The 21059-nt window shown below is 49.5% G+C and carries 11 protein-coding genes and 1 pseudogene; 10 read left to right on the plus strand and 2 right to left on the minus strand.

The window, feature by feature from the left end:
* Positions 1–49: 49 nt before the first annotated feature.
* The 6 genes and pseudogenes from BUA83_RS07900 to BUA83_RS07925 all read left to right on the plus strand — a co-directional run bounded on the left by BUA83_RS07900 (position 50) and on the right by BUA83_RS07925 (position 11780).
* Entirely contained in the window at positions 50–2503 is a 2454-nt protein-coding gene (locus BUA83_RS07900) for a glycogen/starch/alpha-glucan phosphorylase (RefSeq protein WP_234988303.1), read from the plus strand.
* A 29-nt stretch (positions 2504–2532) separates the two neighbouring features.
* Positions 2533–4428: pseudogene (gene glgB, locus BUA83_RS07905) on the plus strand (1,4-alpha-glucan branching protein GlgB); the annotation flags it as partial.
* Positions 4429–4481: 53 nt separating this feature from the next.
* Complete coding sequence (glgA, locus tag BUA83_RS07910) at positions 4482–5927, plus strand: glycogen synthase GlgA (RefSeq protein ID WP_072935689.1); 1446 nt, start codon at positions 4482–4484, stop codon at positions 5925–5927.
* Positions 5917–9378 (plus strand): 4-alpha-glucanotransferase, encoded by a 3462-nt coding sequence (gene malQ / locus BUA83_RS07915; RefSeq protein WP_072935690.1) that lies wholly within the window; start codon positions 5917–5919, stop codon positions 9376–9378. Before glgA ends, malQ begins: the two co-directional genes overlap by 11 nt.
* A gap of 72 nt (positions 9379–9450) precedes the next feature.
* Positions 9451–10149, plus strand: coding sequence for a DUF2225 domain-containing protein (locus tag BUA83_RS07920; RefSeq protein ID WP_072935691.1), 699 nt, complete (start codon positions 9451–9453; stop codon positions 10147–10149).
* A complete protein-coding gene (locus tag BUA83_RS07925) occupies positions 10146–11780 on the plus strand; it encodes a DUF4127 family protein (protein ID WP_072935692.1) in 1635 nt (544 codons plus the stop codon). Before BUA83_RS07920 ends, BUA83_RS07925 begins: the two co-directional genes overlap by 4 nt.
* Before the next feature lie 61 nt (positions 11781–11841).
* Here BUA83_RS07925 and BUA83_RS07930 read toward each other — a convergent pair whose 3' ends face one another.
* On the minus strand, positions 11842–12600 hold the full coding sequence (locus tag BUA83_RS07930) for a DeoR/GlpR family DNA-binding transcription regulator (RefSeq protein ID WP_200796023.1): 759 nt from the start codon (positions 12598–12600) through the stop codon (positions 11842–11844).
* A 262-nt stretch (positions 12601–12862) separates the two neighbouring features.
* Entirely contained in the window at positions 12863–13954 is a 1092-nt protein-coding gene (serC, locus tag BUA83_RS07935; protein WP_072935694.1) for a 3-phosphoserine/phosphohydroxythreonine transaminase, read from the minus strand.
* A 239-nt stretch (positions 13955–14193) separates the two neighbouring features.
* Between serC and serA the strand changes: the two genes are divergently transcribed.
* The 4 genes from serA to BUA83_RS07955 all read left to right on the plus strand — a co-directional run bounded on the left by serA (position 14194) and on the right by BUA83_RS07955 (position 20971).
* The gene (gene serA, locus BUA83_RS07940; protein WP_072935695.1) at positions 14194–15780 is read left to right on the plus strand and encodes a phosphoglycerate dehydrogenase; all 1587 of its coding nucleotides are present in this window, start codon (positions 14194–14196) and stop codon (positions 15778–15780) included.
* Positions 15781–16037: 257 nt separating this feature from the next.
* Positions 16038–18005, plus strand: a complete 1968-nt coding sequence (locus tag BUA83_RS07945; protein ID WP_072935696.1) for a methyl-accepting chemotaxis protein — start codon at positions 16038–16040, stop codon at positions 18003–18005.
* A gap of 232 nt (positions 18006–18237) precedes the next feature.
* On the plus strand, positions 18238–19503 hold the full coding sequence (gene murA / locus BUA83_RS07950; RefSeq protein ID WP_072935697.1) for a UDP-N-acetylglucosamine 1-carboxyvinyltransferase: 1266 nt from the start codon (positions 18238–18240) through the stop codon (positions 19501–19503).
* 4 nt (positions 19504–19507) lie between these two features.
* Positions 19508–20971 (plus strand): ArnT family glycosyltransferase, encoded by a 1464-nt coding sequence (locus tag BUA83_RS07955; protein WP_072935698.1) that lies wholly within the window; start codon positions 19508–19510, stop codon positions 20969–20971.
* Positions 20972–21059: the final 88 nt, after the last annotated feature.

The following is a 21059-nucleotide window of genomic DNA, read 5'->3' on the forward strand; positions in this document are numbered from 1 at the left end:
TGCTTCGCGGGGGTTTACAGCGGAGTGAGTGTAGGAGGCGGAGAGAAACATGACACAGTGGTCAAAGGATATACAGATGGCAGAAGAGGAGCGTAAGAGAACAGTTGAGTCGCTTCGGAAGAGATTTGTAGCGACCGGACATATTCTTTGGGGGCGTGAGCTTTCTGAGCTTACGCCTCATGAAATGTTCCGTACTGTAGCTGCAACGGTAAAGGAGCTTCTGTCGGAAAACTGGATACGTACAAACCGTATATATTCCGAGCAGAAGACCAAGCAGGTCTATTATTTTTCCATTGAGTTCCTGCTGGGACGGCTTTTGAACAGCAACCTTATAAATCTGGGGGTCAAGGAGCTTCTGGCAGATGCTTTGAAGGGGCTTGGAATATCCATGACCCGCTATTATGAGGAGGAGCCGGACGCAGGTCTCGGAAACGGAGGGCTGGGAAGGCTGGCGGCCTGCTTTATTGATTCGCTGGCGGCTCTCGGCATGCCGGGACACGGCTGCAGCATACGCTACCAGTATGGGCTTTTTGAGCAGAAAATTGTAGACGGACAGCAGGTAGAGCTTCCTGACAGATGGCTTCGTGACGGCTTCGTCTGGGAATACAGGAAGCCTGATAAGGCCGTAAACGTGCGCTTCGGGGGAAATGCGTGGATGCGTCCGCGTCCCGATGGCTCCCTTGAGCTGGTGCATGAGGGCGGAACGACTGTCATGGCGGTGCCCTATGATGTCCCTATTGTCGGTGCCAACGGGAAAACCGTCAATACGCTCAGACTCTGGAATGCCGAGCTTAACAAGGACTTTACTCTTTACGGTGTCACACAGGAGCAGCGTGAGGAGAGACAGCGCTATCAGCGGTTTGTTGAAAGCATTACGGAATTTCTGTACCCGAATGACAGTTCCTATGAGGGACGGCGTCTTCGCCTGGTACAGGAATATTTTTTCGTTTCCGCCGGTGTGCAGAGCATCATAAGAAATCAGCTCAGGAGCGGGGTCCCGCTGCATTCCATGGATGAGCATGTGGCAATCCACATCAATGATACTCATCCTGCACTTGTTGTGGCGGAGCTTATGCGTCTTCTTGTTGATGTATACGAGCTTACCTGGGGTGAGGCATGGGCTGTTACACGGCGTGTCGTGGCGTACACGAACCACACCATTATGCCTGAGGCTCTTGAGAAGTGGCCAATAGATATGTTCAAACCGCTTCTTCCGCGTATATATCTCATAATCGAGGAAATAAACCGCCGTTTCCTTACGGAGGTACGCCGCCGTTATCCGGGGGATGAGGAAAGAGTCAGGGAGCTTTCGATTCTGCAGGATGGGCAGGTGCATATGGCACGGCTTGCGATTGTTGGCAGCCACAGTGTCAACGGCGTCGCGGAAATTCATTCGGAAATTCTCAAGAATACTACGCTGCATCCCTTTTATGAGTTTTATCCTGAACGGTTCAACAATAAGACGAACGGTGTTACTCACCGCCGTTGGCTTATCGGTGCGAACCCCGAGCTTGCCCAGCTTCTGGATGATACTATTTCTCCCGCGTGGCGGACAGAGCCGTCCTATATGGCGGATTTTGCCCGTTATGCCGACCATCACAAGGTGCAGCAGCGCGTGGCGGAAATCAAGGCAACGCGAAAGAAAATTCTGGCGCGCTGGCTCCGTGAAAAGACAGGACAGCGTATTGACGCGGACACTATGTTTGATATACAGGTGAAGCGCATTCATTCATACAAGCGTCAGCTGATGAATATACTTTACGTTATAGATGCCTTTGAACGTATCAAGGAAGGCATGGCAGAGGATTTTCTTCCGACGACTGTTTTCTTCGGAGGAAAGGCAGCCCCGGGCTACTACATTGCAAAGGAAACGATTCGACTTATATGTGCGGTTGCGCAGCGCATAAATAATTCTCAGGCGGCTGAGGGAAAGCTTGCTGTCGTTTTCCTCGAAAATTTCGGTGTTTCCCTTGGTGAGGCTGTTTATCCCGCGGCAGATATTTCAGAGCAGATATCCACGGCCAGCAAGGAAGCCTCAGGCACGGGCAACATGAAATTCATGATGAACGGTGCTATTACTCTCGGAACTCTCGACGGCGCGAATGTAGAAATACGTGATGCCGTGGGCGATGAGAACGCGATTATTTTCGGTATGCATGCCGATGAGGTCATGAACTATTACGCCAACGGCGGATATTCCGTGTGGGACGAATACAACGGCAACCCCACAATACGGCGCGTGCTTGACAGGCTGGTAGACGGGACATACGGAGATTTCCGTTCTCTCTATGATTACCTTTTGAGAAATAATGATGAGTATTTCATACTGAAGGATTTTGAAGCTTACCGGGCAGCCCACGAGGAGGCTGCAAGGCGCTACCGCGATAAGGAAGCATGGAGAAAGTCCATGATTATAAACATTGCCCGGTCGGGAAGATTTTCTTCTGACAGGACAATAAGGGAGTATGCGTCCGACATCTGGGGAATCCGTGGTGTGCAGTAACAGGACATTCTTCCGGAAAGGAATGGAATATGAAGACTGCTGATTTGTCGGAATATGACAGATATCTATTTCATCAGGGAACAAATTATCATGCTCAGGAGATGCTTGGCGCGCATTATGTGACCGTGGACGGTGTCCGCGGAGTGCGCTTTGCTGTCTGGGCGCCCCATGCCTCGGAGGTCAGCGTCGTAGGTGATTTTAATTCATGGGATACACGGGTGAATCCCATGGAGAGAATCGGTGACGGAGAGATATGGACCTGCTTCATACCTGAGCTTCCCTCGGGGACGGTCTATAAGTACGCTATACGTCCGCCATGGGGCGGCGTGCATATCATGAAGGCAGACCCTTATGGCTTTTTTGCGGAGCGAAAGCCTGCGACTGCATCAAAAACCTACGACTTCAAGGAATATGAATGGCATGATGCCGCGTGGATGGAGGAAACGGCAAAGGGACGCTCCTATGAGAAGCCGATGCTGACCTATGAGGTTCATCTCGGTTCATGGCGCCGTTCCCCGGATAATGATTATCTCAGCTACAGACAGCTTGCTGAGGAGCTTGTTGATTACGCGGTGAAGATGCATTACACTCATCTGGAGTTCATGCCTCTCTGCGAGCATCCCTACGACGGCTCCTGGGGGTATCAGGCAACGGGGTATTTCGCGGTGACAAGCCGATACGGAACTCCTGAGGATTTCAAATATCTCGTGGACTGCGCGCACCGGAAGGGAATAGGCATCATAATGGACTGGGTGCCCGGTCATTTCTGCAATAATGATGAGGGACTCCGCCATTTCGACGGACCGAATCTTTATGAGTCGGATAATCCGCAGCTTGCCGAAAACAAGGGCTGGGGTACGACGAATTTCGATTACGGACGCACCGAGGTGCAGAGCTTTTTGATTTCCAACGCGCTGTTCTGGTTTGAGGAGTACCATATTGACGGACTCCGCATTGATGCGGTAGCAAATATGCTTTATCTCAATTACGGACGCGAGGAGGGCGAATGGCTGCCGAATAAATACGGCGGCACGGGAAACCTTGAGGCGATGGAGTTCATAAAGAGGCTCAATACTGCTGTGTTCCGCGAGCATCCCGGTGCTCTTATGCTTGCTGAGGAGTCCACGGACTGGCCGATGATTTCACGTCCTGTGGATATGGGCGGCATGGGCTTCAATTACAAGTGGAACATGGGCTGGATGAACGATATTCTCGAATATGTGTCCCTTGACCCTGTGTACCGCAAGTGGAATCAGGATAAGCTGACCTTCTCCCTTATGTACGCTTTTTCGGAGAATTTCGTGCTTCCGCTGTCCCATGATGAGGTGGTTCACGGTAAATGCTCTCTCATAAGCAAAATGCCCGGAGACTACTGGCAGAAATTTGCAGGGCTTCGGGGATTTTTCGGATACTGGCTGGCTCATCCCGGCAAGAAGCTTTTGTTTATGGGCGGAGAGTTCGGTCAGTTCATAGAGTGGAATTTTGATGACAGTCTCGACTGGCATCTTGTGGAGCAGTATGAGATGCACAAAAAGCTTTCCGATTGCTCTGCTGCCCTTAATGAATTCTATGTTTCGGAGCCTTCCATGTGGGAAGTGGATTTTACATGGAACGGCTTTGAATGGATTGACTGCGACGATACCGACAACAGTGTAATATCCTTTGTCAGAAAGACAAAGGACGGTAAGGATTTTGTGATTGCGGTTTGCAATTTTACTCCCGAGGTGCGGCACGGCTATCGCATCGGTGTGCCGAGGGAGGGTATTTACGAAGAGGTGTTCAATACCGACGAGACGCGCTGGGGCGGCTCAGGGGTACAGAATACGGGAAAGCTTGAGACGGAAGCCGTTCCGTGGCAGTGGCGTGATAATTCGCTGGTGCTTACGCTGCCGCCTCTTGCGACGGTTTATTTGAAATTCCGCGAAGAAAAGAAGAAGCCGCGTGCGAAGAAACACGTGGAAAGCAGGAGGGATATAAAATGAGAATCGGTTTTGTGGCATCCGAGGCGGTGCCCTTTGTAAAGACCGGCGGGCTTGCAGATGTAGCAGGCTCTCTGCCGAAGGCGCTTGCGGCTCTGGGACATGACGTGCGTGTATTTCTCCCTAAATACTATCAGATACCTCAGGCATACCGCGAGAAAATGGAGCATGTCTGGAGCGGAGAGATTAATGTCGCGTGGCGCAGAAAATTTATCGGTATTGACCGTCTGGAAGAGGACGGTGTGACATGGTATTTCATCGATAACGAGGATTATTTCAGACGGGACAGCCTCTACGGAAGCTTCGACGACGCGGAGAGGTTCTCATTTTTCTGCCGTGGAGTTCTGACAGCCATGGGAGTGCTGGATTTCTTCCCGGATATTCTTCATGCCAACGACTGGCATTCGGCTCTGGTGCCTGTCCTTCTCCGTCTTGAGCATATCGGGGATGGACGTTATGAGTCGGTCAGAAGCGTATTTACGATTCATAACCTCAAGTACCAGGGTGTATTTGACAAGGGTATTATGCCGGATGTCCTCGGGCTTGACTGGAAATATTTCAACAATGGCGATCTGGAATATTATGACGCGGTGAATTTCATGAAGGGCGGCATTATCTATGCGGATATGGTTACTACCGTCAGCCGTACATATGCCGATGAAATTCAGTACGAATATTTCGGCGAGGGACTTCATGAGCTTCTGCGTTCCCGTGCGGAGATGGGAAAGCTTACGGGTATTGTGAACGGCATAGACAATGAGAGCTTCGACCCGAGAACGGACAGGCGTCTTGTTTATTCCTACGGAGTTGAGGATATTCACCTGAAATTTGAAAACAAGGCAGCTCTGCAGCATCAGCTGGGGCTTCCTGAGAACCGCTGCGCGCCGATGATTTCGATGGTGACACGTCTTGTTGAGGCGAAAGGGCTTGACCTTGTTATGCGCGTTATCGACGAGCTTTTGTCCCAGGAAAACATGCAGTTTGTTCTGCTGGGAGTTGGAGATGCTGTTTATGAGGCATGGTTCAGGGAGCTTGCTTGGCGGCATCCCGACAAGGTGTCGGTAAATCTTTCCTTTGCATCGGAGCTTGCACAGCGGATTTATGCGGCTTCGGATATATTCCTGATGCCGTCCAAGTATGAACCCTGTGGTATCGGTCAGCTCATTGCAATGAGGTATGGCGCGGTGCCTATTGTAAGGGCAACAGGAGGATTGAAGGATACGGTAGAGCAGTATGATAAGCTCACAGGCAAGGGGAATGGATTCGTTTTCCCGAATTACAACGCCCATGAGCTGCTCTTTACGATGAAGCGTGCCCTGAGCCTCTATAAGGATATGACGGCATGGAGCGCTCTGGCGCGCAATTCGATGAAATCCGATTTTGGATGGAAGCGGTCGGCTAAGGAATATATAAGACTTTATGAAGGGTTGAAGCATGAAGGCTGAACATGATTCAAGAAACGCGGCCTTCCGCTGGCCGCTGGGTGCCTGCGAAGCGGGCGGACGTGTGAGACTTTCCGTGCGTGTTGAGGGCGCGGAGAAGGCCTCGGGAGAGCTTAGAATATGGCAGGACGGTGCAGGTGAACTGCGTCTTCCGCTGAAGGGAGAAACGGAGGGCGAAAGCATTTGGCTTTCGTCCTCTTTGACGCTGCCTGAAAATGGAACTCTGCTTTGGTACAGGTTTGAGCTTTTGATTGATGGGAAGAAAATTTTCTGCGGACAGGCAGCTGACGAGCTTGGCGGCAGCGGAGCCTTCTCTGAAAAGGAGCTGCCGTCGTTTCAGATTACCGTATACGACAAAGGCTCGGATACTCCGTCGTGGTTCAGAAAGAGCGTAATGTACCAGGTTTTTCCGGACAGGTTTTTCAGGAAGGATACGGGGACTCTTCCGCAAAAGCGGGGAGCAGTATTTCACACAATGTGGAATGATACGCCCCAGTATTACCGCGATAAAAACGGGGATATTCTTGCCTATGATTTTTTCGGAGGAAATATTGCAGGCATACGGGAAAAGCTGGAATATCTTAAGTCTCTCGGGATTACGGTGCTTTATCTTAATCCTGTGTTTGAGGCTCAGAGCAGCCACAGATATGATACCGGTGATTATACGAAAATAGATCCCGTGCTGGGGACGAATGAGGAGTTTTCTCAGCTGTGCAGAGATGCAAAGCGGGCAGGAATCCGCATAATTCTGGACGGCGTTTTCAGCCACACGGGGGCTGACAGCGTATATTTCAACAGGTACGGCACCTATGATTCAACGGGTGCCTTTCAGTCAAGGGGTTCACGCTTTTACGACTGGTATGATTTTCAGGAGTACCCGAAAAAATATACAAGCTGGTGGGGTGTTGAGGTACTCCCCGCAGTAAAGGAAACTACACCGTCCTATATGGATTTTATTATTCATTCGGAAAAGAGTGTGCTTCATCAATGGATTAATGCAGGAATAAGCGGTTGGCGGCTTGATGTGCTGGATGAGCTGCCGGAGGAATTTTCTCAGGCGTTTTACAGGGAGCTTAAAAATACAAACTCCGAGTCGGTGCTCATCGGTGAGGTCTGGGAGGATGCTTCCCACAAGGTAAGCTACGGGAAGCTCCGTACTTATTTCTCGGGGCATGAGACTGACAGCGTTATGAATTATCCGCTCCGCGATATTATCATATCTTTTCTTATGGGGGAAAAGGATGGCGGAGAAACGGCAAGGGCTGTCGCAAGTCTCGCGGAAAATTACCCGAAGCATAATTTTTACGCGCTAATGAATCTCCTGGGAAGTCACGATACTCCGCGTATCATCTCCGTTCTTGGAGAAATGCCCGACCTTCAGGAAGGTACCTACAGGGAGCAGGGGGAATACAGACTTCCTGAGGAAAAGAAAGCTCTTGGAAAAAAGCGGCTGCTTTTGGCTGTTTTATGGCAGATGACATATCCGGGAGTCCCCTCTGTCTATTATGGAGACGAAATCGGTATGCAGGGAGGAAAGGACCCTTACAACAGAGCTCCCTACGACTGGGAAAACGGCGATGCGGGCATAAGAGAGACTGTGATGGAAGGCATAAGGCTTCGTCGGGGAAATGCCGCGCTTTCTACAGGGGAACTGATACAGCTGACGGCTGACGGCGATGTTTTTGCATTTGCGCGTGCAGTGCGAAAAGGAAAGGATGTTTTCGGAGAGGCGGCTGAGAACGGGATATTCATAACAGTGCTTAACCGAAGTGTAAGCGGGAAGCATGAGGTTATTCTTGACGTCGGGGATTTTGCGGCATGTGACATGAGCTTTGTCCCTGTACTCTCTGCAGGAAAATTCTCTGAGGATGAAATTTTCGTCGTGGGCGGAAAGCTGCGCGTGACACTTGAGCCTCTTGGCGGTGTTGTGCTGAAAAGCGCTGCGGCTGATAAGAAACGTATACGGCAGGCAGGAGTTCTGCTGCACCCGACGTCGCTGCCGTCAGAACACGGCATAGGAGATATCGGAAAGGAAGCATTCCGTTTTGTAGACTGGCTTCATGAGGCAGGGCAGAGTATATGGCAGATTCTGCCGACTGTTCCTGCGGGGGAGGGAGGCTCTCCTTATTCTTCTACGTCAGCCCTTGCAGGAAATCCGCTTTTGATATCTCCTGAGGTACTCTTCGAGGAGGGACTTCTCACAAGGGACGAGCTTGATGGTGATTTTCCTGTGGATGCGCCGGTGGACTTTGAAGCGGCAGCCGCGCATAAGGAAATTCTTTTGAGAAAAGCGTGGAGCCGTTTCAGAAGGGGAATTTCCTCGGGGTACAAAATTTTTTGCGAGAGAGAGGCATACTGGCTTGACGACTACGCGCTCTTTACTGCGCTTCAGGGAGAGCAGGGCGCGTCATGGACGAAATGGGAGCCGGTACTGGCGCACAGAGAGCCGGATGCACTTAGGGAAGCTGCGGAAAGGCTGAGCGGTGAATGCGAGTTCATCCGTTTCTGTCAGTATGTATTTACGTGCCAGTGGCAGAGACTTCATACCTATGCGAAAAAGCGCGGTATAAGAATCATGGGGGACATGCCCCTTTTCGTTGCCCATGACAGCGCTGATGTGTGGGCACATCAGGAGCTTTTTGCTCTGGATGCAGACGGAGACCCATTGAAGGTTGCGGGAGTACCTCCTGACTATTTCTGTGAAGACGGACAGCTTTGGGGGAATCCGCAGTACGACTGGGCAGCCATGGAAAAGGACGGCTTTTCATGGTGGTCGGCCCGACTTTCACGTCTTGCGAAGCTTACGGATATTATCCGTATAGACCATTTCAGAGGTCTGGCGGCATATTGGGAAGTAGATGCCGGTGCTGAAACCGCAAAGGAAGGCCGATGGGTCAGCGGCCCGGGGCACAAATTCTTTGAGGCGGTAAGAGAAGCTCTCAGGGGAGCCGAAGTGGTGGCGGAGGACCTTGGAGTTCAGTCTCCTGAGGTGGAGAACCTTAGAAGGCAGGAAGGTCTGCCTGGGATGCAGGTTCTGGAATTTTCGCTTATTGACAACGGCACGCCCCGGGTAGGAGCGCAGGCCGAGGAGAACTGCGTTGTATATACGGGGACTCATGACAACAACACGGCAGCCGGATGGTTTGTAAATGACCTGAATGCCTGGACACGTCCGAGAGTCGGTGAGTATCTTGGAATTTCTCCTGATGATACGCCGGATAGGGTGGCAATGGCCATGATTCGGGAAGCATATTACTCAAGAGCCGGAATTGCGATAGTTCCTGTGCAGGATATTCTTGGGCTGGGGAAGGAAGCACGCATGAACATCCCCGGTGAGGCAAAAGGCAACTGGCGGTGGCGCATGAAGAAGGGCGCGCTCACAGGTGAACAGGCAGAATGGCTCAGGGAGCTTGCTGAAAAAACGGGCCGCAGGGGAAGTTGTCTGGGAAGATAGGTTCGCTTTTTTTTCAGCAGAGTTTATGCTATCCTAAGGAGTGTATTTGTTTTTTATGAAGGAGTTGAAAATATGTCAGTTGGAAATACGTATGTGGTGGAAAAGGTCTGCCCGATCTGCGGTGAAAAAACACGCGTCATTAAAGTGCGTTCACGCCTTGTTGCAGAAAAAAGCGATCCGGATTTCTGCACATATTATCAGGATTTTAACCCGTATTACTATACAATCTGGGTATGCGAGCATTGCGGCTTTGCTGCTGATGAGAAAACCTTTACAAGTGTGATTCCTCAGCGGCACAAGACAAAGATTCAGGAATTTTTGTCTCAGCGCAAGGTTGGCTTTAAGTTTGCTGAAACACGCGGTGTTCCTGAGGCAGTCGCATCATATAAGCTTGCGATTTTCTATGCCGAGATGATTGATTCTTCCCTCGCGCATATCGCAGGTCTTTACCTGAAGCTTGCCTGGGTATACCGTACCTCCGGAAAGGCAGAGGAGGGACTTGATTTCCTTCGCAAGGCAGGAGAGCTTTACGACCGTTCTGTCATGACGGAGCGTTATCCAATCGGGCCTATGTCGGATTATATGGCAATCTATCTTACGGGTGCCATTTTTTACATCAGCGGAGATGTTGAGCAGGCAACGCAGTATCTGAGCCGGCTCATGGGAGATCAGGATCTCCGTGAAACTGACCCCAAGCTCTTTGAGAGGGCAAGAAATCTTTGGCAGGATATCCGCGAAGCCAAGAAAAATGAGACTGGTGAGGAAGCATGAGGATTCTTGCAGCGCTGCTGGCTGCATTCGTTATGGTGGGCTGCTCCATGCCGTCAGCAATGGCAAAAAAGATACCCCATCCCGATATTCCGAAGGTTGTTTTTGTTCCACATGACAATAGGCCGATTTCAGATGAGCAGACAGCGGATACAATGAAGGCAATAGGCTGGAATGTTGAAACGCCGCCGGAGGAGATTTTGGGAAGCAGGGACAATCTCGGAAATCCCGATGATGTCTGGGATTGGCTTGAGGAAACAGCAGCGGATGCAAACATAGCTGTTCTTTCCTCCGATACGCTTCTCTACGGAAGTCTTGTGGGCTCCAGAAAGCATGATTATCCGCAGAGGGTAATTGATTCCCGTATTGAAAGATTCCGTGAGTTTAAGGCGCTTCATCCGGATCTTAAGATTTATGTATTCGGTTCGATTATGCGCACGCCGCGTTCCGCAGAGGCATCCGGAGGTGTCGAGCCCAGCTACTATGAAAGCTATGGCAGCGATATTTTCAGATACACGGCGCTTACGGATAAAATGGAAATAGAGGGGCTTACGAAGCGCGAGAAAAAGGAATTCGAATTCCTTGGAAAGCTTATTCCGAAGGACGCGATTGATGACTGGCTGAGCCGTCGCAACAAGAATTTCTCTGCGAATAAGAAGCTCATACAGCTGGAGCGCGAGGGACTCTTTTCTTACCTTGCCCTTGGACGCGACGACAATGCGCCATATTCACAGACGCACATGGAAAGCCGCAAGCTGGCGGCAGAGGGCGCGGATTTAGGCCCGTCGAAGTTTCAGGCTATGGCAGGTATTGACGAGTTTGCGATGCTCATGCTGACCAGGGCAGTAAATGACTGGACCAGCAGCGTGCCCTTCGTATATGTAAGATATAACTGGGGACGCGGAGGGAATACCGTTCCCAAGTATTCCGATGAAAAAATTTCGGATTCCATGAAGGCACATGTTGTTGCAGCAGGCGGTCTTATGGTAAATTCTCCAAAGAACGCAGATTTTGTTCTCCTTGTGAACACGAATCCCAATGGTCAGACCTATGAGGCAAATGACAGAGCAAATGACGGAAAGCCCAGGGAGGGAACGAAATATTTCGCCGACCTCGTACAGGAAAGCGTTGAAAGCGGAAAGCCGACATGCGTTGCTGATGTTTCCTACGCCAACGGTGCGGATAACGCTCTGATGGAAATGCTTAAGGGCCGCGACCTTCTTTTCAAGCTCCGTGCATATTCAGGCTGGAATACTCCGACCAACAGTACGGGCTTTGTTCTGAGCCAGGGAATGCTGGCGTCGAAAATGACGGATGAGGCCTGTGACCGGCTGCTTATGACAAGGTATCTGGATGATTGGGCATATCAGGCAAATATACGCGGTATTGTGGCCCGTCAGCTCGGATGGCTGCGTGCCAGCGGGACGTATTCGGCGCTTGGGGACAGAAAGCGTGCTGCTGAAGCACGTACGACGAACTTCATGAGGCGCTTTGTCGAGGAAAATCTTCCCCCAATGGAGGGTCTTCAGTATCTTGAGGTAACCTTCCCGTGGAACCGCATGTTTGAAGCAAAATTTGACCTTTCAAAGCCCTTTGATTTCAAGGAATACAAAGCGGCACATATGGCTGAATAATATGGCATAACAAAAAGCTCCGGACGGAAATGTCCGGAGCTTTTGTGTTTTGAGTGTTAAGTTATTCGTTGCTGGAGGTTACCGTATAAACATGGGTATCGCCTGCGTGAAGCATCTGTGCTGCCTCTGCGGTGATGCCGTCGTCGGTGAATACAGAGTCTACCGCTTCAAACGGGAACAGGGAAACAACGCCTGTCTGTGTAAATTTCACGGACTCGGTGAGAATAACTATGTGTTTCGCTTTCTTTGACATGGTACGGATAGCTTCGGCACGCATGAGGTTGTTGCTCATGAAGCCGTTCTCGTTAAAGCCGTCGATGCCGATGAAGAATTTGTCAACATAGAAATCACTGACGCATTTGCGGATCATAGGCCCGATCATTACCTGGGATTCGTTCTGATATTCTCCGCCCAGGAGTATGATGTGCGCGCTGGGGGATTTTCTCACAAAGGATGCGATGAATGCTGAGTTTGTGATGATTGTAACGTCACGGCGGTTCATGGCAAGCTCTTCCGCGAGCAGTGTACAGCAGGAACCTGATTCAATCATAACTGTTTCACCGTTGTGAACCGTGTCAGCGGCACGCATCGCAATGCGGTGCTTCGTTTCGTAGTTGAAGGAAAGATGATTGGCGATATCGTCGCTTTGAGCCATAGCCGCATATCCATGCTCTCTGCGGAGAAGCCCCATGTGCTCCAGCGTGCTGAGGTCCTTGCGTATGGTTACCTCCGAAACGTCGAGGCTCTGAGCAAGATCCGTCACGGCTACGCGTTTCTTTTCGTTGACGATATTCAGCAGCTTACGATGTCGAATGTGCAATATAATCATTCCTTTGCTTTATATGTAAGTATTTTCTTTCACAAAATGCATTATAGCATATTTAGTACACTAATGAAAGAAAAATTTTCATTTGAAATGTAATTCTTTGTATTTTGAATACAGTTGACTCGATTCTAAAGCAAAGTGACGTTTTAGTGGGATTTCGCAAAAAATAAATTGCTTTCGATTGTTAAAGATTCATGTTCAAAAATAAAAATGCCGCACGGTTTTACCGTGCGGCGTTTTGCATATAGTCTTGGATTTATGCGTTTGCTTTTTTGAATTTTTCCATGAAGTCTGCGAGGCGCTCTACACCTTCCATAGGCATTGCGTTGTATATGGAGGTGCGCATGCCGCCGACGGAACGGTGTCCTTTGACACCGCAGAGCTGGTGTGCCTTAGCTTCTTCGACGAATTTCTTTTCCAAATCTTCGGTCGGGAGACGGAAGGTTACATTCATGAAGGAACGGCTGTCTTTGTCAGCGTGCCCCTTGTAGAAACCGTCGGAGTTATCCAGAACGTCATAAACGAGCTTTGCTTTCTTTGCGTTGCGTTCCGCCATGACCTCAAGTCCGCCCTGAGCTTTGAGCCATGCAGCGGTTTTTCCGACCATATAGATGCAGAAGGCAGGAGGTGTGTTGTAAGCTGAATTCTTTTCAGCGTGGATGGAGTAGCGGAGCATTGTCGGAATCGTTTTCGGGGATTTCGCAAGGAAGTCCTTCTTCGCAACGACTACAGTTACACCCGCCGGACCGAGATTTTTCTGCGCGCCTGCGTAGATGAGTGTGAATTTGGAGAAATCCAGCGGGCGGGAGAGCATATCAGAGGACATGTCGGCGATGAGAGGAACGTTGCCGGTCTCAGGAATGTAGTGATATTCGGTTCCGTAGATTGTGTTGTTGTAGCACACATGGAGATATGCCGCGTTGTCTGAAAGCTTGATTTCATCCTGTGTCGGGATATGACGGAAATCAACGTCCTTGCTGGAGGCCGCGATGTGTCCTACGCCAAGAAGATCCGCTTCCTTGTAGGCTTTTTCAGCGAAGCTTCCGGATACAACATAGTTGCCGACTTTGCCGTCCACAGCGTAGTTCAGCGGAACCATCGCGAACTGCATGGAAGCACCGCCCTGAAGGAAAAGAACATCATAGTCATCGCCGAGCTTCATGAGCTCAAGGATGTCTGCCTTTGCCTGATTCAGCACAGCATCAAATTCCTTTGCGCGATGGCTGATTTCGATGATGGATTCACCGGAGCCTCCGAAGTTCAGAAATTCTGCCTGGGCTTCCTTCAATACCTCGAGGGGCTGCATGGCAGGGCCTGGGTTGAAATTGTAAACGCGATTTGCTTCCATCTGAAAGACCTCCTGTAATGTTTCAGAAAATTTGTGGTTACATTTCTTTTCATATAAGATAGAAATATGTTCGGATTGTGTAATATTTTACTCCCCGTGATTCGAAAGCGTCAAGAGGAAAAATAAAAATGTTTTTTTGCGGAGTACATTATTGACGTTTTTGTATCATTCCTTTATAATGGCGGTAATGTTAGGGAGTGTGTTCATTCCTATATGTAAAGAGAAGGAGAGACTTAACCATGAAGATTTTAGCAGCGGATGGTGTATCACCCAAGGGTATTGAAATTCTGAGAAATGAAGGCTACGAGGTCGTCGTCAAGGATAAGCTTCCGGCAGATGAGCTTCTTGCAATCATCGGCGAGTATGATGCTCTGATTGTCCGCTCTGCTTCGAAGGTTACGAAGGAAGTGCTTGAGGCAGGAAAAAATCTTAAAATTATCGGCCGTGCGGGTGTCGGCGTGGATAACATTGATGTGGCTGAAGCTACGGCACGCGGCATTGTTGTCATTAACTCTCCTGGCGGCAATACGATTGCTGCAACAGAGCATACAATGGGTATGATGCTCGCTATGGCACGTCACATTCCTATTGCCAACGAGACGACGCAGAAGGGCGAGTGGAATCGCAAAAAATACGTCGGCGTTGAGCTTCGCGGGAAAACTCTTGGTATCGTCGGCCTTGGCCGTATCGGCGCAGGTATTGCGAAACGCGCTCAGGCATTTGAGATGGATGTCATCGGATATGATCCTTATGTCACCGAGGACCGTGCAAAGGCAATGGGCGTAAGGCTTGCATCTTTGGACGATATTGTTGCGGAGTCTGATTTTATTACGGTTCATATGCCGCTGACAGCAGAAACACGCAATATGTTCAATAAGGATAATCTTCACAAGATGAAAAAGGGCGTGCGCCTGATCAACTGCGCACGCGGTGGTATCATTAACGAGCAGGATCTGGCTGATGCCGTAAAAGAAGGTATTGTGGCAGGTGCTGCAATTGACGTTTTCACAAGCGAGCCTATGCCGGCAGATCATCCGCTGCTTGGTCTCCCGGGTGTTGTTCTTACGCCGCATCTCGGAGCATCCACTGTTGAGGCACAGATTGGTGTCTCTATTGATGTTGCTGAGGGAATCCGTGCACATCTCAAAGGTGAGCCGGTTATGACGGCAGTCAATATGGCTCCTGTTTCTCTTCAGGTCATGAATGTAATCAAGCCGTATTTCGACCTGGCTGAGCGCCTTGGCTGTATGGCCGGCGCGCTTGCTGAAGGACCTGTCAAGACTGTTGAGGCTGAGTACACGGGTGAGATTACCGATGTCAGCACGAAGCTTTTGACAACGGCAGTTCTCAAAGGTATGCTGAATCCTATTCTTGAGACAGCGGTCAACTATGTAAATGCCCCGAGTCTTGCAAAGGAACGCGGAATTACTGTCCGTGAGGTCAAGAACAAGGAAACGGCTAATTTCTCGAATCTCCTGACGGTACGCGTATCGACGGAGAAGAAGACCGTAACCCTGCAGGGCGCGCTTTTCGGAACTGAGGGACGTATCGTTACTATTGACGGTTACCGCGTCGATGTTGACCCGCACAAGCGCATTCTTGTCTGCCCGCACACGAACTGCCCGGGTATTATCGGAAAAGTCGGCTCCATCATGGGTGATGCCGGAATCAATATCTCAGGCATGCAGGTGTCCAAGACGGAGCAGGAGGGCACGAATATCATGGTACTTATCGTTGACAACGATATTCCTGATGATGTCATGGCAAAGGTCAAGAGCGTCGATGGAATCTTTGGCGCAAAGCTTATCAATTTCGACCTTCTTTAAGAAATGTCCTTTTGTCTCATTTTTATTCAGTAAAAACATATATTTTCGTAATTTGGAACTAATCCCCGAGGCTGATGCCTCGGGGATTTTTTGACATTCTGATATATATATTATGCAGGGAAATTAGTACTAATAATTTGAAAATATGAAGAAAAAGACGTATATACCAATTGAATTATTTATTGCGAATTTTTTTACAGAGGCATAAAATAAATCTGTAAATATAAACACATATCTATAGAAGGGGAATGGTTGAAATGGGAATTAGGCAGAAGTTCATAGGGCTTGCCGGTCTCGCAGGCGCGTTAATGGCGATTGTAGCTGTCGTGGGCTACTATACGGCTGCGACGAACCTGGAGGCAAGCATTGAGAGGGGAACGCGTTCGGCGATTATGGTCCGAAGCGAACAGATTCATGCCTGGTTCAGCAGGAAGGTCAGCCTCGCGCAGGCAGCTGCGGAATATGCTTCTGCGGCAGGTACGGCTGATGTGCCGACGCTGCAGCGCGGACTTACGCTTGCAAACAGCGATAAGGAAGTCGCATCGCTTGTGAATGGACTTGAGTCAGGTGTGTCCTTTGACGCGAAGGAAGACCTGACGAAGCTTTTTGATGCACGCACCCGTGACTGGTACAAGGCAGCTAAATCCGCAGGCAAGACGATTTACACGAATGCTTATACGGACGTTCAGACGAAGCAGCTGGTCGTTTCGGCTGCGGTTCCGTATTCCGTTAATAATCAGTTTGCCGGTGCCATTTGTATGGATGTGACGCTTGATGCATTAAAACATCTGGCTTCCGAGCTCAAATACCGTGAGCAGGGCACAGGCATCATTTTTGAAAAGGCAACGGGTAAGGTTCTGGGAAGTGCAGGGGGAGATGAAATCTTCTCTGATGTTCGTCAGAACAAGGAAATAGGAGCTCATTTTGATGAAATGGTGAAAAATGAGCGCGGATATTTTATGACGACGAAAAACGGTGAGAAGCAGGTATTTGCTTATTCAACTGTTGCTGATGTAAACTGGGTAGTCGGCCTGATGATTCCGGAATCCTTCATGTTTGCGGAGCTTCACCGCATGCAGACGATGTACGCGGTTGTGACGATAATCGGCGTGCTGCTTATCGTAGTTGCCTGCCTTAAATTTTCTACGCGAATCGTCCGCGTTGTCCAGCTTTTGGCTGAGCGTGTAAAGGAAATGGCTGACGGAGTGCTGAATCAGAAGCCTTTGGAGGTTGATTCCGAGGATGAGCTGGGACAGCTTTCCGGTGGCGTTAACGCAATGGGGGCAAATCTTAGAAAGCTTATCGGTGAAGTCAAGAAGTCCGCAGAGCAGGTTGCGGCATCCAGTGAGGAGCTTACTGCAGGAGCCCAGCAGGCGGCTCAGGCAGCTACAGAGGTTGCACAGACTGTTACCGAGGTTGCCGACGGCATGGAGAAGCAGCTTGAAAATGTTGATGGCGCAAAAAATAACGTTGATACAGTGTCTGAGGATATCCACAATATGACTGCAGAGGCTCAGGAGGTAGCGGCTGATACCGCAGAGACCGCTGTAGCAGCACGTCAGGGCGAGGAACTCATGGGAACTGCAACAGAGCGTATGCAGGGAATTGAAGAGGTTGTAAAAAATCTCGCGGGTGTCGTGAAGAAGCTTGGAGATAATTCCCAGCAGATTGGGCAGATTGTTGAGACGATTTCAAGCATAGCCGACCAGACGAACCTTCTCGCATTGAACGCTGCTATCGAGGCAGCCCGTGCAGGTGAAGCTGGCAGAGGCTTCTCGGTTGTTGCTGAGGAGGTCAGAAAGCTTGCTGAACAGTCGGCTGACGCGGCTGAGGAAATCAAGGAGCGTATAGGCTCTGTTCAGAGCGATACGGAAGAAGCTGTCGCGGCCATGGAAAAGGGGACCGTGGAGGTTCAGCAGGGTGCTCAGGCGGTGCAGAGTGTCGGCGAGCAGTTTGCAAGAATCATGGAGATGGTTACAGCTATCGAGGCGAAGATGCGCTCAATAAGCTCTTCGGCGGCGACAGTTGCCGACGGGACGAAGAATATCGTCAGCGCGGTGGAGAATATAGATTCTGTAAGCCGCAAAACCAGCGAGCATACGCAGACTATTTCTGCCGCTGCTGAGGAGCAGTCGGCATCCAGTGAGGAGATTGCTTCCGCTTCCCAGGCGCTGGCTACCCTCGCAACAGATCTTTCCCACGAAACAGGGAAATTCAGACTTTAATATCAACAGCAGAAGGCCGCATCCTGAGGGGTGCGGTTTTTGCTGTTTTACGGCGGATTGAAAATGCGTGACAATATTAAAGAAAGTAATACCGTTTTTCTTGTCAATACAATTACAACGTGATAAAATCATAAAGAATATGTTCTTTTTTGTACATTATTATCATATAAATATATGGATCATTTATTCTTGGCAATAGCGTGAGAGAGTTTTAGGGGGAAAACGGAGTTTCATGGAAAAATTGGTAATCAACGGCGGACACCGCCTGGAGGGACGGGTAAAAATCAGCGGCGCAAAGAATGCGGTGCTGCCTATCATTGCTGCAACGCTTCTTGGGCAGAATGAACCAAGCCGTCTTGATGAGGTGCCGGCGCTTGATGATGTTCATACGATTTCTGAGGTTATATCGGCGCTTGGTGTAGATGCCGTATTTGATGAGGAAGAAAATCAGCTCAGGGTTGATGCGTGCAAAATTACGAGCTGTGAGGCTCCTTATGATCTTGTGAGGAAGATGCGTGCATCATTTCTTATCATGGGGCCGCTTCTGGCCCGTTGCGGCAAGGCACGCATTTCGCTGCCGGGCGGCTGTGCAATAGGTACACGTCCTATTGACTTGCATCTTAAGGGCTTTGAGGCACTGGGAGCAAAAATTGAAATAGGTCATGGCTTTATTGATGCCAGCGCGCCGCAGGGACTCAAGGGAGCGCGAATTTATCTTGATTTCCCGAGCGTAGGAGCAACGGAGAATATTATCATGGCGGCTTCTATGGCAGAGGGGCAGACTATACTTGAAAATCCTGCTCAGGAGCCTGAAATCATTGACTTGGCGAATTATCTTAATGTCATGGGAGCAAAGATTCGCGGAGCAGGAACAAACCTCATAAAAATCGAGGGTGTTGAAAAGCTTCACGGTGCCGCGTACACGGTTATTCCTGACCGTATTGAAGCCGGTACCTATATGGTCGCCGCAGCTATGACTCATGGAGACGTGTATATTGAAAATGCCATAAGTGAGCATTTAAAGCCTGTTATTGCAAAACTTAAGGAGGCAGGCGTTTCCATTGAGGAGGAAGTGGACGGTATACGTGTCCGCTGCGAGGGACAGCCGAAAGCTGTTGATATCAAGACTATGCCGTATCCGGGATTCCCTACGGATATGCAGGCACAGTTCATGGCGATGCTTGCCATATCAGAGGGAACAGGTATGGTGACGGAGACGGTATTCGAGAACCGTTTCATGCATGTGGACGAGCTCAAACGTATGGGTGCGAATATTAAGATTGACGGACGTACATCGGTTGTTGAGGGAGTCTCTAAGCTGACAGGCTGCCAGGTCAAGGCGACAGACTTGCGCGCGGGTGCTGCGATGGTGCTTGCAGGTCTTGTGGCGGACGGGGAGACGCAGATAGGCTATATTCATCATATAGACCGAGGATATGACCATCTGGTGCAGAAGCTTGTAGCTCTGGGCGCTGATATCAAGCGTATCGAGGAGTAAGAGGATGTCAATCGAGCGTAGACCTATACTATTCTTTGTTGTTTTTACCCTTGCACTTTATCTCTTGGGTAACGGCATGATTCCAGCGACAGACCCGGTGGAAACAAATTACACGCAGACTGCCAAGGAAATGCTTGCCTCGGGAGATTTCATATCTCCGAGGATATTTGGAAATTTCTGGTATGATAAGCCTGTATTTTTCTACTGGGAGCTTATAGGTGCTTTCAGCCTTTTTGGAATCAGTGATTTTTCGGCCCGTTTGTTTCCGTCGGTATTTGGCATGATAGGCGTTTTGATGACGTATTGGTTCGCAAAACGCATCTATGACAAAAAGACCGCCGGCTATGCGGCACTGATGCTGGCAACATCCTTTGGATACTGGCTCGTGTCAAAGACTATCATCACTGACATGACGCTGTTTGTGTTCTTCAATGCGGTGTTGGTATTCTTTTATATTGCCTATACGAGTGAGAACAAGAAATGGTATTATCTCTGCTATCTTTTCGCAGGACTTGCAGTACTTACGAAAGGTCCTATCGGGATTCTGCTTCCGGGACTCGTAGTCACCATATTTATATGCGTGCGCCGTGATTTCAAGGAAATTCTCAGGATGAAGCCGCTGGGCTTTGTGGTTTTTGTTGCTGTGGTTGCCGTGTGGTATTATCCGATGATTGTGCTTCACGGTGATGATTTCATCAAGAATTTTCTGGGAGTTCATAACGTACTCCGTGCCACTCAGTCGGAGCATCCGCTGTGGAATGTATGGTGGTATTATTCAGTACTGTTCTTCCTGATATTTATGCCATGGTCCTTTATGACGCTTCCGAAGACGCTTGCGAGATACGTGAAGGCGTATCGTGAAAACCATGAGCTTCCGAAATTTGATCAGACGCAGCTGTTCCTTTTGATTTGGGCAATAACAGTTACACTATTTTATCAGAACATGGCAACGAAATATACTACGTATACGCTGCCTACACTTTTGCCGATATCCATTCTGGGTGCGCGGTACATGATAAATCATGACCGTCTTTTCAAGCGTACGGCGGCTGTTTGGACAATCTGCCTTGTGGTACTCACGTTCCTGGTGGCAATACCTGTTACTAGAAATCAGGGTTATTCCCAATGGGAAGCAGGGGCGTATCTGAAGGAAATCTGTAATGATGATGACCTTATAGTCGAGATTGGTGATTACAAGGTTTCGCTGACGTATTACAGTGACCTCAAGGTATACCGTCTTGAAACAAGAGCGGATGTGCAGAAGGAGCGTCCTGACGGCAAGAGCTGGAAGGCGAAAAATTTCATGCCGTTCTATGCGATAGAGGATCTTCCAAGGGATAAAAAAGTGTACCTTCTGGTACAGTCAAAACGAAGAAAAGCATTTGAAGCTAATATGAAGGTTGATGAGTGGGAGCTTGTAAGGACATTCCCGCGCTTCGAGCTTTTTGTACGAAAACCGCAAAGCTGAAATAAACGGCGCTCATCTTATGAAGGTGGGCGCTGTTCGTTTTGTATACAGTCGGGTGCGGTAGAAAAACTCTCTTATTTGCAGTATA

It is taken from the genome of Schwartzia succinivorans DSM 10502, assembly GCF_900129225.1.
GTDB lineage: Bacteria > Bacillota > Negativicutes > Selenomonadales > Selenomonadaceae > Schwartzia > Schwartzia succinivorans.